The sequence below is a fragment of the Mumia sp. Pv4-285 genome, assembly GCF_041320275.1.
GTDB classification, from domain to species: Bacteria; Actinomycetota; Actinomycetes; order Propionibacteriales; family Nocardioidaceae; genus Mumia; species Mumia qirimensis.
This window is the reverse complement of the sequence record NZ_CP162023.1, coordinates 2,347,749-2,364,203: the sequence shown is the minus strand read 5'-3', so window position 1 is coordinate 2,364,203 and position 16,455 is coordinate 2,347,749. Positions and strand designations below refer to the sequence as shown.

Here is a 16,455-nt window from a genome sequence, read left to right as displayed (position 1 = left end):
TGACTAGGCTGAGTCCATGACGGTACGACGGGTGATGGGGTCCGAGGTCGAGTACGGCATCTCCGTCAAGGGGCAGCCGACGGCGAACCAGATGGTGGCCTCGACGCAGGTCGTGAACGCGTACGCGAGCGCTCACGGGCTGACGCGCCGCGCCCGTTGGGACTTCGAGGAGGAGAACCCGCTCCGCGACGCGCGCGGGTTCGACCTGAGCCGCGACCGTGCCGACCCGACGCAGCTCACCGACGAGGACCTCGGTCTCGCCAACGTCATCCTGACCAACGGTGCGCGTCTCTACGTCGACCACGCTCACCCCGAGTACTCCTCCCCGGAGTGCACGACCCCGCGCGACGTCGTCCTGTGGGAGAAGGCCGGCGAGCTCGTCATGCAGCGGGGCGCGGAGCTCGCGTCCCACCTGCCGGGTTCGCCGGGGCTCCTCGTCTACAAGAACAACGTCGACAACAAGGGCGCCTCGTACGGAGCCCACGAGAACTACCTCATGCGCCGTGACGTGCCGTTCGGGGCCATCGTGGAGCATCTGACGCCGTTCTTCGTGTCGCGCCAGGTCGTGTGCGGCGCAGGTCGTGTGGGGCGCCAGCAGGACGGCTCCGAGAGCGGCTTCCAGATCAGCCAGCGCGCCGACTACTTCGAGGTCGGGGTGGGTCTCGAGACGACCCTCAAGCGGCCGATCATCAACACGCGCGACGAGCCCCACGCCGACCCGTCGAAGTACCGGCGCCTGCACGTCATCATCGGTGACGCCAACCTCTCCGAGATCGCGGCCTACCTCAAGATGGGCACGACCTCGCTCGTCCTGGCGATGATCGAGGCAGGGTTCCTCAGCGGCGGTCTGGAGCTCGCGCAGCCGATCAAGGCACTGCACGCGATCTCGCACGACGCGTCCCTCCAGACGGCCGTGGACCTCGACGACGGCCGTACGATCACGGCCCTCGACCTCCAGTGGGCCTACCTCGAGAAGGCCGCCGCCTTCGTCCAGCAGGGCCACGACGGCGAGGACCCCGCCGCCGGTCAGACCAAGGACGTCCTCGACCGGTGGGAGTCCGTCCTCACGCGGCTCGGCGACGACCCGATGCAGCTGCGCGACGAGCTCGACTGGGTCGCCAAGCTGTCGCTGCTCGAGTCGTACCGTGAGCGCGACGGCCTCGACTGGGACCACGCCAAGCTGCACCTCGTCGACCTCCAGTACGCCGACATGCGTCCCGAGAAGGGCCTCTACCAACGCCTCGTACGCGCGGGCCGGATGAAGCGCCTGCTGTCGGACACCGAGATCGAGCGGGCCGTCACGGAGCCGCCGGAGGACACCCGCGCCTACTTCCGCGGCCAGTGCCTCACGCACTACCCGGAGGCCGTCGCCGCCGCCTCGTGGGACTCGGTGATCTTCGACCTTCCCGGACGCGACACGCTGCAGCGGATCCCGACGATGGAGCCCCTCCGGGGGACCCGCGAGCACGTCGGCGCGCTGTTCGACGCCCACGACACCGCTCAGGGCCTGTTCGACGCCATCACGCGACGCTGAGCGGTCTCCTTCGCCCGCCCGGAAGTCGCACCCGCTCGGTCACCCCTCCGGTATAGGGTCGAGTCCACGGCACAGACAGCCGACTCGAGGAGGTTGTGATGGCACGCGACGGTGGGCAGCAGCACAAGACCACACGCAAGAGCACCGACGAGCAGGACGACGTCCAGGTCGAGCCTTCGGAGGACGTCGCCGAGCGCAAGGAGAAGCTCGACGACGACATCGACTCCATCCTCGACGAGATCGACGACGTGCTCGAGGAGAACGCCGAGGAGTTCGTCCGCAGCTTCGTGCAGAAGGGCGGGCAGTGATGCTGCCAGAGGCGTTCCTGACAGCTGGTTCGTCCTCCTTCACCGAGTTCCTCGCACGACACCAGCCTGAGCTCCTCCCGGGCGCTCGGGTCACCGACGCGTCGGTCGCGCACCAGGTGGCGCACGCGACGACGATCGTCGCCGCCACGTTCCCCGGCGGGGTCGTGATGGCCGGCGACCGCCGCGCGACCATGGGCAACGTCATCGCCCAGCGAGACATCCAGAAGGTCTTCCCGGCCGACGAGTTCTCCGCGGTCGGCATCGCCGGCACCGCCGGGCTCGCGGTCGAGATGACGCGCCTGTTCCAGCTGGAGCTCGAGCACTACGAGAAGATCGAGGGCACCCCGCTGTCCACGGACGGCAAGGCCAACCGCCTCTCGACCCTCATCCGCAACAACCTCGGCATGGCCATGCAGGGGCTGGCCGTGGTGCCGTTGTTCGCGGCGTTCGACCTCGACGCGGGAGTCGGTCGCATCTTCGTCTTCGACGTCACCGGCAACCGCAACGAGGAGCGCTCGTTCCACTCCGTCGGGTCCGGCTCGATGTTCGCCCGCGGCGCCCTCAAGAAGCTCTACCGCCCCGACCTCGAGGAGTCCGAGGCGGTGACCGCCTGCATCCAGGCGCTGTACGACGCTGCAGACGACGACTCGGCCACCGGAGGCCCCGACCTCACCCGGCGCATCTTCCCGATGGTCGCGGTGATCACCGCCGACGGGTTCCGCGCGTACGGCGACGACGCCACCGCGGCGATCGCCGACCGCGTGATCGGCGGCCGGATGTCTCGTCCTGACGGCCCGTCCGCTCCGCTGGAGTGACGCCGCCCGCACCCGCCGTACCCGCTGACCAGAGAGGACGCACGTGAGCGCAGGGTTCTACGTCTCGCCCGAGCAGCTGATGAAGGACCGCGCGGACTTCGCGCGGAAGGGGATCGCGCGCGGCCGCAGCGTCGTGGTCGTCCAGTACGCCGACGGCGTGCTGTTCGTCGCCGAGAACCAGTCCAACGCCCTGCACAAGATCAGTGAGATCTACGACCGCATCGGGTTCGCCGCGGTGGGGCGCTACAACGAGTTCGAGAACCTCCGCATCGCCGGGGTCCGCCTCGCCGACCTGCGTGGCTACTCGTACGACCGCAGCGACGTCACCGGCCGTGGCCTCGCCAACGCGTACGCGCAGACGCTCGGCACGATCTTCTCGTCGGGCGGCGAGAAGCCGTACGAGGTGGAGCTGTTCGTGGCGGAGGTCGGTACGACACCCGACCTCGACCAGATCTATCGCCTCACGTACGACGGCTCGGTCGCCGACATCTCCGGTCACGCCGTGATGGGCGGGCAGGCGGAGGCCGTCGAGGGCTACCTCAAGGACCACTACAGCGCCGGGCTGGCGCTCGATGCCGCGATCGCCCTCGCCGCGAAGGCGCTCGGTCATGACGACACGGCGCCGCGCACGCTCACGGCCGACAACCTCGAGGTGGCGGTGCTCGACCGCACCAGGAGCCAGCCGCGCAAGTTCAAACGGCTGTCGAACACCCAGGTCGACGCCGCGCTTGCCTCGGCGCCCGACGAGAGCACCGACTGACGCAAGCGTCGCCGCCCGGACCCCCGACCGGGCGGCGACGAGTCAGCGCCTGCGGCTGTAGGCCCGCATGGTGAGCGGAGCGAAGATCGCCATGATGACGACCGACGCCACGAACGTCCACATGATCTCGTCGCCGACGGAGTCACCCGACATCAGGCCGCGGACGGCGTAGACGGCGTGCGAGATCGGATTGATCTCGACGAATGTCTGGAGCCAGTCCGGCATCGTCGACGGGTCGACGAAGACCGGGCTCAGGAACGCCAGCGGGAACAGCACCATCATGCTGATGCCCATCACGGACTGCGGGCTGCGTGCGAGCAGGCCCACCCAGGTCCAGATCCAGCTGAAGGCGAAGCTGAACGCCATCAGCACGGCGACTCCGGCAACGACGCCGACGAAGCCGCCGTCGGGCCGGTAGCCCAGGACGAGTCCGAGGGTGACGACGAAGACGGAGGCGAGCGTGTAGCGGACCGCGTCGCCGAGGAGCGCTCCGACGAGAGCCGACGGCCGCCAGATCGGCAGCGTGCGGATGCGGTCGAACACGCCCTTCTCGATGTCGGTGTTGAGAGCGACGCCCGTGTACATCGTGATCATGACCACGGTCTGCACGAGGATGCCCGGCAGGACGAACTGCAGGTACTCGCTGGTCGACCCGGCGATGGCGCCGCCGAACAGGTAGGTGAACAGCAGGACGGAGATCACCGGGAACAGCGTCACGTCGAAGAGCTGCTCGGGGACGTGCCTGATGCGCAGGAGCGCCCGCCAGCCGAACGCCAGCGACGTGGTGACAGCGCTCGCACGGGGCGGGCGTGGTCCTGTCGCGAGGACGGCGTCGAGCTTCTCGGCGGCTACGGGGGCTTCGGTGGTGGTCATGCCACGGCTCCTTCCGGATCGTTCTGCGCAGAGTCGCCGGCGGCGTCGGACTCCTCGGCGGTGTGGCCGGTCAGCGCGAGGAAGACCTCGTCCAGCGTCGGCTGGCCGTAGCTGAAGCCGGCGAGCTCGACACCGTCAGCCGCGAGGGTCGCCAGCGCCGCCGGCACCTTGGCGCGGTCGTCGACGCGGCCGGTGACGTCGGCGGGGTCGGAGCCCGGGAAGACCTCGTCACCGAAGGCACGCGAGAGGATGTCGATCGCACGGGGCCGGTCGCCCGGGTCGATGAGATGGACGTGCAGGGCGCCCGACCCGACCGAGGACTTGAGCTGGCTGCTCGTGCCCTCCGCGATGATGCGCCCGGTGTCGATGACGGCGATCCGCTCGGCCAGCTGGTCGGCCTCGTCGAGGTACTGGGTGGTCAGCAGGACCGTCGTGCCGCGGGCGGTGAGCGCCCGCACGATGTCCCAGACCTGGTTGCGGCTGCGCGGGTCGAGCCCGGTCGTCGGCTCGTCGAGGAACAGGAGGCGCGGTGTCACGACGATGCTCGCGGCGATGTCGAGTCGCCGTCGCATGCCGCCGGAGTAGCGCTTGACCTGCTTGCTCGCAGCATCGCTGAGTCCGAAGGCGTCGAGGAGGTCGTCGCAGCGCGTGCGGGCCTCGGCGCGGGAGTAGCCGAGCACGCGACCGAGTAGCTGGAGGTTCTCGCGGCCGGTCAGGTCCTCGTCGACCGAGGAGTACTGGCCGGTGAGGCTGACCATGCTCCGGACCTCGTCGGCCTCGCGGGCGACGTCGTGACCGAAGACGCTCGCCGAGCCGCCGTCGGGCTTCATGAGGGTGGCCAGGATCTGGATGGTCGTCGTCTTGCCCGCGCCGTTGGGGCCCAGGAACCCGTAGACCCCGCCCTCCGGCACCACCAGATCGACCGCGTCGACCGCCCGTTTGTCGCCGAACTTCTTGATGAGTCCGTGCGTCTCGATCGCGATCCCTGTCATGGTCGCCATCACTCCTTCGTCGCCGTTCGTTGCCGCGTATTCCTCTTAGGAAGAACAGAGGAACATCTTCTCACGCAGGTAGGACAGGATTCGACTCCTTAACTTGTCGGTCGGTGACCCGCGAGTCCGACGTGGCGCTTCGCTTTCAGGCATAGGGTGGAGCTGTGGAACGACGGATCTTCGGCATCGAGAACGAGTACGGCGTCACGTGCACGTTCCGGGGACAGCGGCGCCTGTCGCCGGACGAGGTGGCGCGCTACCTCTTCCGCCGCGTCGTCTCGTGGGGGCGCAGCAGCAACGTCTTCCTGCGCAACGGAGCACGGCTCTACCTGGACGTCGGGAGCCACCCCGAGTACGCGACGCCCGAGTGCGACGACGTGGTCGAGCTCGTCACGCACGACAAGGCGGGGGAGCGGGTGCTCGAAGGCCTCCTCCTCGACGCCCAGACGCGCCTGCGCGAGGACGGCATCCTCGGCGACATCTACCTCTTCAAGAACAACACCGACTCGGCAGGCAACTCGTACGGGTGCCACGAGAACTACCTGGTGTCCCGAGACGGCGAGTTCAGCCGCATCGCGGACATCCTGATCCCGTTCCTCGTCTCCCGCCAGATCATCTGCGGCGCCGGCAAGGTCCAGCAGACGCCCCGGGGAGCGATGTTCTCCGTCAGCCAGCGGGCCGAGCACATCTGGGAGGGCGTCTCGTCCGCCACGACGCGGTCGCGCCCGATCATCAACACCCGCGACGAGCCTCACGCGGATGCCGAGCGCTACCGCCGCCTGCACGTCATCGTCGGCGACTCCAACATGAGCGAGACGACGACGCTGCTGAAGGTCGCGACCACCCACCTCGTGCTCCAGATGATCGAGGCCGGGATCCCGATGCGTGACCTGACCCTCGACAACCCGATCCGCGCCATCCGCGAGATCTCGCACGACATGACCGGCCGCCGCAAGGTGGCGCTCGCCAACGGTCGTGAGCTGTCGGCCCTGGAGATCCAGGCCGAGTACCTCGGCAAGGCACGCGCCTTCGTCGACCGCCACAACCCCGACGACCCGGTCGCCGTACGCGCCCTGGAGCTGTGGGAGCGCACCCTCAAGGCCGTCGAGTCCGAGGACCTGTCCCTCGTCGAGCGCGAGATCGACTGGGTCATCAAGTACCGCCTCCTCGACCGCTACCGCGAGAAGAACAACCTCACGTGGAGCCACCCGCGGATCGCGCAGATGGACCTCGCGTACCACGACATCCTGCGGGACCGGGGCCTCTACTACCTGCTGGAGAGCAAGGGAGCGGTGGCTCGCGTCACCGACGACCTGTCGATCTTCGAGGCGAAGTCCAAGCCGCCGCAGACCACCCGGGCGAGGCTCCGGGGCGAGTTCATCAAGCGCGCCCAGGAGCGTCGACGGGACTTCACGGTCGACTGGGTCCACCTGAAGCTCAACGACCAGGCCCAGCGCACGGTGCTGTGCAAGGACCCGTTCCGGGCCCAGGACGAGCGCGTCCAGAAGCTCATCGACGGCATGTGACACCCGGCGTCACACCGTCCTCATAGAATTCTGAGGTTCGTCGGCTACGGTTGCAGTCGTTGCCCTGACCCCCAGTGATTGGTCCTCCCAACGTGCGTCGCCTCGCCGCTCTCGTGATCGTCCCGCTCCTCGTGCTCACCGCCGCCTGTGGCGAGGGAGGTGACGACGACTCCGACGCCGGCTCCTTCGACTCCGTCAAGGTCACCGGCAAGGTCGGTGAGAACCCGAAGGTCGACGGTGCGAAGGGCGTGTCGGTCGACGAGACCACGTCCCGCGTCGTGGTCGAGGGTGACGGCGCCAAGATCGCCGACGGCGACGACGTCGTCATGAAGTACGTGATCATCGCCGGCAAGGACGGCTCCGAGCTGGGCAACACCTTCGAGTCCGACGCCGGCGGCGCCACCACGATGAGCTCCGAGCAGGACAAGATCATCGCTCCCGCCGTGATCGGCGAGTCGTACGGCACCCGCGTCCTGATCGGTGCGACCGGCAAGGACCTCGGCGCCCAGGAGGGCACCGAGCAGGCCGACGAGACGATGCTCGTCGTGGCCGACGTGCTCTCCAAGTGGGAGGCTCCCAAGCCGACCGGCACCATCGACGACGTCTCCGTCAAGGGCGCCTGGGGCAAGCTCCCGACGGTGACCCTCGGCACGAAGCCCTTGGTGGTCGCGAAGACCGAGTCCAAGGTCGTCATCCCGGCCAAGGGCAAGAAGGCCGTGACGGTCAAGGAGAACGACTCCGTCACCGTCCGCTACGTCGGTGTCAACGGCCGCGACGGCAAGACCTTCGACAGCTCCTACAAGAGCGGTGACACGGTCGACTTCCAGCTCCAGCAGGGCGCGATGATCCCGGGCTTCATCACGGGTCTCGTCGGCCAGAAGATCGGCAGCCGCGTCCTCGTCACGATCCCCTACGCCGACGGCTACGGCACCGCCGGCAACCCGCAGGCAGGGATCAACGGCGGCGACTCGCTGGTGTTCGTCGTGGACCTCGTGAAGAAGGCCGATCCCGCGCCTGCGGCCACGCCGACCCCGTAGTCGATATCCGGCGCTCCGCGTCGGGTCCGACCCTGTACGTTGTTGGCTGACCTGCAGGTCTGACCCGACGAGGAGCGAGTGGTGGCACCCCGGACGACCGAGCGGCTGATGAACCTCCTCATCGCCCTCCTGGTGACTCCCACCTACCTGCCCAAGTCCCGGATCCGCGAGATCATCGAGCCGTACCGCGGCCAGAAGGACGCCGCGTTCGACCGGATGTTCGAGCGCGACAAGGAAGCCCTCCGGACCATCGGCATCACGATCGAGGTCCGTGACACGGAGTCGTACCACGGCAACGAGAGCGGCTACCGCATCCGTCGTGAGGAGTTCGAGCTCGCACCGATCGACCTCGAGCCCTCCGAGGCAGCCGTGATCGGTGTCGCGGCCCGCGTCTGGCAGAGCGCACGGCTGGGCGAGGCGACCGCCGTCGCGCTGCGCAAGCTCGTCGCAGCCGGCGTCCCGATCGATCCCGACGCCCTGTCCGGTGTCGAGCCTCGACTGGCGGCGAGCGAGCCCGCGTTCGAGCCGATCTGGGAGGCCGTCGTCACCCGCACGCCGGTCACCTTCCAGTACGAGCGCGCCGACGGCGCCCGCGCCCAACGTGTGGTCGAGCCGTGGCGGCTCGTGTCGTGGCACGGCCGCTGGTACCTCGTCGGCTACGACCGCGACCGCGCCGACCAGCGGCTCTTCCGGCTGAGCCGGGTCGTGGGCGACGTCGAGCCGGCGGGCGGACCCCACGAGTTCGACGTCCCCGACGACGCCGACGTCCGGGCGATGGCCGAGGCGTTGTTCCCTGCGCCGCCCACCGCGGACGCCGTGGTCCGAGTACGCCGTGGGCGTGGCCTGGGTTTGCGACGCCGGGCGACCTCCGAGCACCCCGACGACGACGGCTGGGACCTCATCGAGGTCCCGTACGGCTCCGCCAGCGAGCTGGCCTCCGAGATCGCCTCGTACGGCAGGGACGCGGTCGCGATCGCGCCCGGCGACCTCCGCGACGAGGTGCGCGCCCGGTTGGCGCGGGTCCTGGAGGCCGCCGGATGAGCACGTCCGCGAAGCAGATCGAGCGCATGCTCGCCCTCGTCCCGTACCTCCGCTCCAACGATGGTGTCCCCGTCGGAGAGGTCGCCGACCTCTTCGGCGTGACGAAGCGCCAGATCGTCCAGGACCTCAACGTGCTGTGGTTCTGCGGGCTGCCCGAGGCCGTCACGGGCGAGATGATCGACGTCGACATGGACGCCCTCACCAGCGACGGCGTGGTCTACATCGAGAACGCCGACTTCCTGACGCGTCCGCTGCGGCTCAACGGCTACGAGGCCGCGTCCCTCATCACAGCGTTGCGTGCGCTCCGTGAGACCGCCGGCGGTCACGACCAGCCCGCGATCGACTCGGCGCTCGCCAAGCTGCTCGCGGCGACGGGCGGTGCCCAGGGCGGCGTCGACGCGGCCGAGATACTCGTCGACGACGCCGAGTCGGCCGTGCACGAGCGACTCGCCGACGCCCTGTCGGCGGGCAGGCGTGTCCACCTGACCTATCTGGTCGAGTCCCGCGACGAGCTCACCGAGCGCGACGTCGACCCGCTGCGCCTCATCACGGCCGAGGGTCGCCTGTACGTCGAGGGCTGGTGCTACCGGGCCAAGGACGTCCGGCTCTTCCGGCTCGACCGCGTCGAGTCCGTCGAGATCCTCGAGACGCCCGTCGCCGAGCACGAGGGGGTCGAGCGGCGCGACTACGCGACGCGTCTCTTCGAGCCGCAGGCCGGCTCGTCCGAGGCCGTGATCGCGCTGCACCCGAACGCACTGTGGGTCCGCGAGTACGTCGACCACACCGAGCTCGGCACCGACGACGAGGGCTGGCTCCGGATCAAGGTCGTCACCGGCGACGAGGCGTGGCTGAAGCGTTTCGTGCTCAGGGCAGCCGGCAACATCCGCGTGGTCGAGCCCCCGAGGCTCGCCGAGCAGGTCGTCAGCGAGTCGCGGGCGGCGCTGGCGGCGTACGACTCCGTCTGAGGCCGTCGGGCTCGACCGTGGGTTTCCGCCCGGTGAACGCGGGATGTCGATCCTGGCCAGGATCGGCGGATGCGCGCGGGGTAGGAGACCTTTGGGTGGTCGGCAGCGTACGATGCGAGTGAAGGCGCAACGGAGCGTGTCCTGCGCAACGACGCACGGAGATCGTGAGGTCCCTATGTTCAAGCAGATCGGCCCGATGGAGATCGTTCTCATCCTGGCTGTCCTGGTCCTTCTGTTCGGCGCGAAGAAGCTCCCCGAGCTCGCCCGAGGATCCGGCCGAGCACTCCGGATCTTCAAGTCCGAGACCAAGGGACTGATGGACGACGACGACGAGAAGGTCGAGACCAAGCCGGTCGTCGACAGGCCTGCGGCGCTGCCGTCCGACGTCGTCCAGCCGGCCCGGCAGACCTCGTACGACAAGCACACCGACACGCCCTGATCTGATCAGTGGCTCTCATCTCGAGGGGGAAGCGGCCCAGACCGGCCGCAGCCCCTGATGGCTCGATGCCTCTTGCGGAGCACCTCCGCGAGCTCCGCGACCGTCTGCTTAAGGCGGTCCTCGCGATCGTCGTCGGCACGGTCGCGGCCGCGTTCTTCTACGACCAGCTGCTGGACTTCCTCACCGTCCCGTACTTCCAGGCGGTCGAGACGCTGGAGGAGAACGGCCAGGACATCAACGAGGCGCTCACCTTCTCGGGGATCGCCGACCCCTTCACGTTCGCGCTCAAGATCTCTCTGGTCGCGGGCCTCGTGGTGTCCAGCCCGTTCTGGCTCTACCAGATCTGGGCGTACATCGTCCCCGCGCTCCACCGCAACGAACGCCGCTGGACGATCCTCTTCTGTGCGATCGCAGGCCCGTTGTTCATCATCGGGTTCATCACCGGATACCTCGTGCTCCCGAAGGGCATCGAGCTCCTGATGGGGTTCACCCCCGACTTCGCGTCGAACTTCAACGCGCTGCCCGACTACCTCGCGTTCGTCCTACGCATCCTGCTGGTGTTCTCGGTCGCCTTCGAGATCCCGCTCTTCGTGGTGCTGCTGAACGCGATGGGCGCCGTCTCGGGGCGCCAGCTCGCGTCGTCACGCGCCTGGATCATCCTCGCGACATTCATCTTCGCCGCGATCGCGACGCCGTCGACCGATCCGCTCACGATGATCGTGCTCGCGCTGCCGATGACGCTGCTGTTCCTGATCGCCGAGGCCATCGCGCACCTGGTGGACCGACGGCGGGCGAAGCGAGAGGCCGCGGAGGGCCTCGCCGTCGCCGACGACGAGATGTCCGAGATCACGGTCGAGCACGACCTTGCCGACGACAGGCCGAGCGACCTGGACGAGCCCGACGATCCGAGGCCCGCCCCGTAGTCTGGAGGCATGACCTCTCCGGCGGAGCGCTACGCCCAGTTCCGGGCCGCGCAGGCCAAGCCCCTTCTCGCCGAGTTCGCCGATCTCTACGAGTTCGGGCTGGACCCGTTCCAGATCGAGTCGTGCGAGGCCCTGGAGAACGGGCACGGGGTGCTTGTCGCGGCCCCGACGGGGTCGGGCAAGACGCTCGTCGGTGAGTTCGCCGTCCACGTCGCGCTGAAGACCGGGCGCAAGTGCTTCTACACGACGCCGATCAAGGCGCTCTCGAACCAGAAGTTCCACGACCTCGTGCAGCGGTACGGCGCCGAGAACGTCGGGCTGCTCACCGGCGACAACACGATCAACGGCGAGGCTCCGATCGTCATCATGACGACCGAGGTGCTCCGCAACATGCTCTACGCCGGCTCACGGACCCTCGAGGGCCTGGCGTTCGTGGTGATGGACGAGGTGCACTACCTCGCCGACCGGTTCCGTGGTGCGGTCTGGGAGGAGGTCATCATCCACCTGCCCGAGTCCGTGCAGGTCGTGTCCCTCTCGGCGACGGTCTCCAACGCGGAGGAGTTCGGCGACTGGCTGTCGGAGGTCCGCGGCGACACGGTGACCGTCGTGTCGGAGCAGCGGCCGGTGCCGCTCTACCAGCACGTCCTGGTCGGGCGGCGCCTGTTCGACCTGTTCGAGGGCGACCCCACCGAGGGCGTCCGGGTCAACGAGGAGCTCGAGCGCATCGCCCGCGACGAGTGGCGGATGCGCCAGGTTGGCCGTGCCGGTGGAGGCCCGGGCCGACGCGGCAAGCGCGGCCAGTCGTACGGCGCCCACCGGCACCGTTCGCGCAACTACACCCCGAACCGTGTCGACGTCCTCGACCGGCTGGACGCGGCCGGCCTGCTGCCTGCGATCACCTTCATCTTCAGCCGGGTCGGCTGCCAGGCTGCTGTCGAGCAGTGCCTCGCGTCGCACCTGCGTCTCACGTCCCCGGCGGAGGAGCGTGAGATCCGCGCGTACGTCGAGGAGGCGACCTCGTCGCTGCCCGACGCCGACCTGGGTGTGCTCGGCTACGCCGACTTCGTCGAGGGCCTGGCGCGCGGCGTGGCGGCGCACCACGCGGGCATGCTGCCGACCTTCAAGGAGGTCGTCGAGCACCTCTTCAGCGTCGGGCTCGTCAAAGCGGTCTTCGCGACCGAGACCCTCGCGCTCGGCATCAACATGCCGGCGCGGTCGGTCGTCATCGAGAAGCTGACGAAGTGGAACGGTGAGACGCACGCCGAGATCACGCCGGGGGAGTACACGCAGCTCACCGGTCGTGCCGGACGGCGCGGCATCGACGTCGAGGGCCACGGTGTGGTGCTGTGGCAGCCCGGGCTCGACCCCAAGCACGTCGCCGGCCTCGCCTCGACCCGCACGTACCCGCTGCGGTCGTCGTTCCACCCCTCGTACAACATGGCCGTCAACCTCGTCCACCAGGTCGGGCGCTCGACCGCGCGGCAGATGCTCGAGCAGTCGTTCGCGCAGTTCCAGGCCGACCGCCAGGTCGTCGGGCTCGCGCGGCAGGTGCACAAGGCCGACGAGGCGCTGGCGGGCTACGCGGAGGCCGCCACGTGCTCGCGCGGTGACTTCATGGAGTACGCCGCGCTGCGACGGCGTATCAAGGACCTCGAGCAGGGAGCGTCGCGCAAGCGCAAGTCCGCGTACGCCGACGACGTGGCCGCGTCGCTGTCCAAGCTGCGACCCGGCGACGTCATCTCGGTTCCCGCGGGAAAGTGGGCCGGCTGGGCGGTCGTCCTCGACCCCGGCACGTCCCAGGACCGCAGCGCCCCGCGTCCGTACGTCCTCACGACGGACCGGCACGCACGCCGGCTCGGCCTGATCGACTTCCCGACGCCGATCGAGGCGTCGACCCGGATCCGGGTCCCCAGGACGTTCAACGCGCGCAACCCGCAGCAGCGCCGTGACCTCGCGTCGACGCTGCGCTACAAGACCCGCGACCTCGAGGTTCCGCGCACGCGCCGCACCAAGGGCGAGCCGATCCACGATCCGGAGATCGACGAGCTGCGCACGCAGATGAAGCAGCACCCGTGCCACCAGTGCCCGGACCGCGAGGAGCACGCGCGGTGGGCGGAGCGCTGGTCGCGGCTCGAGCGCGACACCGGCAACCAGCGACGCCGGATCGAGCAGCGCACCAACACCGTGGCACGACAGTTCGACCGGGTGTGCGAGGTGCTCGACGAGCTCGGCTACCTCGACGGCGACACCGTGACCCCGGACGGTCAGCGCCTCCAGCGGCTCTACTCCGAGCTCGACCTGCTCGCGGGGGAGTGCCTGCGTCGAGGGACCTGGGAGGGGCTCGACCCGGCCGAGTTCGCGTGCGTGATCAGCGGCCTGACCTACGTGTCGCGCAACCCCGAAGGCGACGGCCCGCCGCGGTTCCCCCGCGGCACCTCGGCCGTCGTCGCCGACGAGATGGGGCGGATCTGGGCCGAGCTCGAGCAGGTCGAGCGTACGCACCGGCTGTCGTTCCTGCGTCGCCCCGACTTCGGGTTCGGCTGGACCGCATGGCAGTGGGCGTCCGGCTACGACCTCGACGTCGTGCTGGAGGCCAACGGCATCGCCGCCGGCGACTTCGTCCGTGCGGTGAAGCAGCTTCTCGACGTGATCGAGCAGGTGGCGGCAGCCGCGACCGACAAGGGCCTGCGCAGCACGGCACGAGCGGCGGCCGACCAGCTGCGGCGCGGCGTGGTGTCGTACACCTCCGTCAGCGAGTAGCCGGCGGCTCACGCCGTACGGACCGAGAGGTCACTCGCCGAGCAGGTCGTCGATGCGCCGTACCTTCTCGGAGAGCTGCCCTGTACGCCCCGGGCGGACGTCGGCCTTGAGCACCAGCGAGACGCGCGGCGACACCGCGGCGACGGCTTCGACGGCGCGCTTGACGACGCCCATGACCTCGTCCCAGTCGCCCTCGACGTTCGTGAACATCGCGTTGGTCTCGTACGGCAGCCCGCTCGCGCGTACCACCGCGATCGCGCGCGCAACCGCTTCGGCTACGCCGCCGGTGTCGTCCGAGGTGCCGGGGCTGATGCTGAAGGCTGCGATCATCGCCTCAGCGTACGCGGTGACTCGCGGTCCGTACGCGATGACTGACGTGACGAGTACGGTGCGGGGTATGCCTGCGCAGAAGCTGCTCCTGCTCGACTCGGCCTCGCTCTACTTCCGTGCGTTCTTCGGCATGCCCGACAGCCTCCGGGCGCCCGACGGGACGCCGGTCAACGCGGTCCGCGGCATGCTCGACTTCGTGGCCACGCTGGTCGACACCTTGAAGCCGGACGCGATGGCGGCCTGCTGGGACAACGACTGGCGTCCCGCCTGGAGGGTCGACCTCATCCCCTCGTACAAGGGCCACCGGGTCGAGGTTCCGCGCGAGACCGGACCGGACGTCGAGGAGACTCCCGACCTGCTCGACGTCCAGGTGCCGGTGATCGCGCAGGCCCTCGAGATCCTCGGCGTCCCCGTGGTCGGAGCCGACGGCTACGAGGCGGACGACGTCATCGGGACGCTCGCGACGACGTGGGACGGGCCTGTCGACGTCGTGACCGGCGACCGTGACCTCTTCCAGCTGGTCGACGACGTCCGCGGCGTCCGGGTGCTCTACCCGGCGAAGGGCATGCGCAACCTCGAGTCGGTGGACGCCGCCTGGATCCGCCAGCGCTACGCGATCGAGCCGACGCAGTACGCCGACTTCGCCGTGCTCCGAGGTGACCCGTCCGACGGCCTGCCCGGTGTGGCGGGGATCGGTGAGAAGACGGCAGCCTCGATGCTCGCCGCGCACGGGGACCTCGCCGGGATCGTCGCCGCCGCCGGCGACCGTCACGTCAAGATGGCCCCGCGGGCACGCGCCAACCTCCTGGCGGCCTCCGACTACCTCGCGGTCGCGCCACGCGTGGTGGAGGTCGTCCGTGACCTCCCGCTCGACGTCGACCTGACCCTGCGTCCGCTGACGCCGCAGCAGGTCACCGCGATGGCCGAGCTGGCGCAGACCTGGGGGCTCGGGCGTACGGCCGAGCGCGCAGTGGCGGCCCTGTCAGCACCCTGAGGCCCCGTCCTTCGCCACGGGTAGTGTCGGTGGCATGACCGACATCTCCCTCCGGCTCGACGCCGCCCGCAAGGCCGCGGGTGCCGCCGACGTCGACGCGCTCCTGGTGACGCCGGGCGCAGACCTCCGCTACCTCACCGGCTTCGCGGCGATGCCGCTCGAGCGGCTGACGTGCCTCGTGCTGCCCACCGACGGCGAGGCCGTCCTGGTGCTCCCGCGGCTCGAGCTGCAGATGGCGGTGGAGGCCGGCGTGGAGGAGCACGGCATCCGGCTGGTCGGCTGGGACGAGACTGACGACCCGTACGCCGCGGCGACCGAGGTCGTCCTGGGGGCACGCCGCGTGGCGGTCGACGACCACATGTGGGCCGAGCGGGTGTTCGCGTTCGGTGCGGCGCTGATGGACGCCGACCAGGTGCTCGCCGGTCCGGTGCTTCGTGAGCTGCGGATGCGCAAGACCCCCGAGGAGGTCGCGGCCCTCCGGGACGCGGGTGCTGCCATCGACCGCGTGCACGACCGCATGGCCGAGTGGCTGCGACCCGGCCGGTCCGAGCGCGAGGTCGCGCGCGACATCGCCGAGGCGATCCTCGCCGAGGGTCACGAGACGGTCGAGTTCGTGATCGTCGGCTCGGGCCCCAACGGGGCCTCGCCGCACGCGGAGGTCAGCGACCGCGTCATCGGCGTCGGTGAGCCCGTCGTCGTCGACATCGGCGGCACTATGCCCTCCGGATACTGCTCCGACTCGACCCGCACGTACGTCGCCGGGGGCGAGGCTCCCGCCGACTTCGCCGCGTACTACGAGGTTCTGCTGGCCGCGCAGAAGGCGCAGTGCGAGTACGCACGGCCGGGCGTCACCGCCGAGTCCGTCGACGCGGTCGGTCGCGACGTCATCACCGCTGCCGGCTTCGGCGCAGAGTTCCTGCACCGCACGGGACACGGCATCGGCCTGGAGACCCACGAGGAGCCCTACATCGTGTCGGGCAACGGCCTCGTGCTCGAACCAGGCATGGCGTTCTCGGTCGAGCCGGGCATCTACCTCGAGGGCAGGCACGGAGCACGGATCGAGGACATCGTCGTCACCACCGACGACGGCCTCGAGCGGCTCAACCGCACGTCGCGCGACCTGGTCGTCCTCGGCTGAGCGCCGACGCGCTGTCTCGC

Annotated in this window: 16 protein-coding genes; 13 read left to right on the top strand and 3 right to left on the bottom strand. The window is 69.5% G+C overall.

The window, feature by feature from the left end; all coding sequences use genetic code 11:
• The first annotated feature begins 16 nt into the window (after positions 1-16).
• The 4 genes from dop to prcA all read left to right on the top strand — a co-directional run bounded on the left by dop (position 17) and on the right by prcA (position 3,417).
• A complete protein-coding gene (gene dop / locus AB3M34_RS11490) occupies positions 17-1,534 on the top strand; it encodes a depupylase/deamidase Dop (RefSeq protein WP_370613974.1) in 1,518 nt (505 codons plus the stop codon).
• Positions 1,535-1,632: 98 nt separating this feature from the next.
• Positions 1,633-1,842, top strand: coding sequence for a ubiquitin-like protein Pup (locus tag AB3M34_RS11485; protein WP_149771117.1), 210 nt, complete (start codon positions 1,633-1,635; stop codon positions 1,840-1,842).
• Positions 1,842-2,657 (top strand): proteasome subunit beta, encoded by an 816-nt coding sequence (prcB, locus tag AB3M34_RS11480; protein WP_370619995.1) that lies wholly within the window; start codon positions 1,842-1,844, stop codon positions 2,655-2,657. Before AB3M34_RS11485 ends, prcB begins: the two co-directional genes overlap by 1 nt.
• Positions 2,658-2,700: 43 nt before the next feature.
• Positions 2,701-3,417 (top strand): proteasome subunit alpha, encoded by a 717-nt coding sequence (prcA, locus tag AB3M34_RS11475; RefSeq protein WP_370613972.1) that lies wholly within the window; start codon positions 2,701-2,703, stop codon positions 3,415-3,417.
• Between the two features lie 42 nt (positions 3,418-3,459).
• Here the strand turns inward: prcA and AB3M34_RS11470 are convergent, their stop codons facing one another.
• Both AB3M34_RS11470 and AB3M34_RS11465 read right to left on the bottom strand, forming a co-directional pair.
• Positions 3,460-4,290 (bottom strand): ABC transporter permease, encoded by an 831-nt coding sequence (locus AB3M34_RS11470; protein ID WP_370613970.1) that lies wholly within the window; start codon positions 4,288-4,290, stop codon positions 3,460-3,462.
• Positions 4,287-5,291: an ATP-binding cassette domain-containing protein gene (locus tag AB3M34_RS11465; RefSeq protein ID WP_370613969.1), complete on the bottom strand. Its 1,005-nt coding sequence runs from the start codon at positions 5,289-5,291 to the stop codon at positions 4,287-4,289. Before AB3M34_RS11465 ends, AB3M34_RS11470 begins: the two co-directional genes overlap by 4 nt.
• 155 nt (positions 5,292-5,446) lie before the next feature.
• Here AB3M34_RS11465 and pafA point away from each other — a divergent pair, with 155 nt between their 5' ends.
• The 7 genes from pafA to AB3M34_RS11430 all read left to right on the top strand — a co-directional run bounded on the left by pafA (position 5,447) and on the right by AB3M34_RS11430 (position 13,973).
• Entirely contained in the window at positions 5,447-6,808 is a 1,362-nt protein-coding gene (gene pafA / locus AB3M34_RS11460; RefSeq protein ID WP_370613967.1) for a Pup--protein ligase, read from the top strand.
• Between the two features lie 92 nt (positions 6,809-6,900).
• Entirely contained in the window at positions 6,901-7,845 is a 945-nt protein-coding gene (locus AB3M34_RS11455; RefSeq protein ID WP_370613965.1) for an FKBP-type peptidyl-prolyl cis-trans isomerase, read from the top strand.
• Positions 7,846-7,926: 81 nt separating this feature from the next.
• A complete protein-coding gene (locus AB3M34_RS11450) occupies positions 7,927-8,886 on the top strand; it encodes a helix-turn-helix transcriptional regulator (protein WP_370613963.1) in 960 nt (319 codons plus the stop codon).
• On the top strand, positions 8,883-9,851 hold the full coding sequence (locus AB3M34_RS11445; RefSeq protein WP_370613961.1) for a helix-turn-helix transcriptional regulator: 969 nt from the start codon (positions 8,883-8,885) through the stop codon (positions 9,849-9,851). Before AB3M34_RS11450 ends, AB3M34_RS11445 begins: the two co-directional genes overlap by 4 nt.
• A 175-nt stretch (positions 9,852-10,026) precedes the next feature.
• A complete protein-coding gene (tatA, locus tag AB3M34_RS11440) occupies positions 10,027-10,290 on the top strand; it encodes a Sec-independent protein translocase subunit TatA (protein ID WP_370613959.1) in 264 nt (87 codons plus the stop codon).
• Between the two features lie 65 nt (positions 10,291-10,355).
• Positions 10,356-11,213, top strand: a complete 858-nt coding sequence (gene tatC, locus AB3M34_RS11435; protein WP_370613957.1) for a twin-arginine translocase subunit TatC — start codon at positions 10,356-10,358, stop codon at positions 11,211-11,213.
• Positions 11,214-11,222: 9 nt separating this feature from the next.
• Positions 11,223-13,973, top strand: coding sequence for a DEAD/DEAH box helicase (locus AB3M34_RS11430; RefSeq protein ID WP_370613955.1), 2,751 nt, complete (start codon positions 11,223-11,225; stop codon positions 13,971-13,973).
• A 30-nt stretch (positions 13,974-14,003) separates the two neighbouring features.
• On the opposite strand, the gene AB3M34_RS11425 is transcribed toward AB3M34_RS11430, so the two are convergent.
• Positions 14,004-14,303: a thiamine-binding protein gene (locus AB3M34_RS11425; protein WP_370613954.1), complete on the bottom strand. Its 300-nt coding sequence runs from the start codon at positions 14,301-14,303 to the stop codon at positions 14,004-14,006.
• A 67-nt stretch (positions 14,304-14,370) separates the two neighbouring features.
• Between AB3M34_RS11425 and AB3M34_RS11420 the strand changes: the two genes are divergently transcribed.
• Together AB3M34_RS11420 and AB3M34_RS11415 are read left to right on the top strand one after the other, a co-directional pair.
• The gene (locus tag AB3M34_RS11420) at positions 14,371-15,297 is read left to right on the top strand and encodes a 5'-3' exonuclease (protein ID WP_370613952.1); all 927 of its coding nucleotides are present in this window, start codon (positions 14,371-14,373) and stop codon (positions 15,295-15,297) included.
• Positions 15,298-15,331: 34 nt separating this feature from the next.
• Positions 15,332-16,435, top strand: a complete 1,104-nt coding sequence (locus tag AB3M34_RS11415) for a M24 family metallopeptidase (protein ID WP_370613950.1) — start codon at positions 15,332-15,334, stop codon at positions 16,433-16,435.
• Positions 16,436-16,455: the final 20 nt, after the last annotated feature.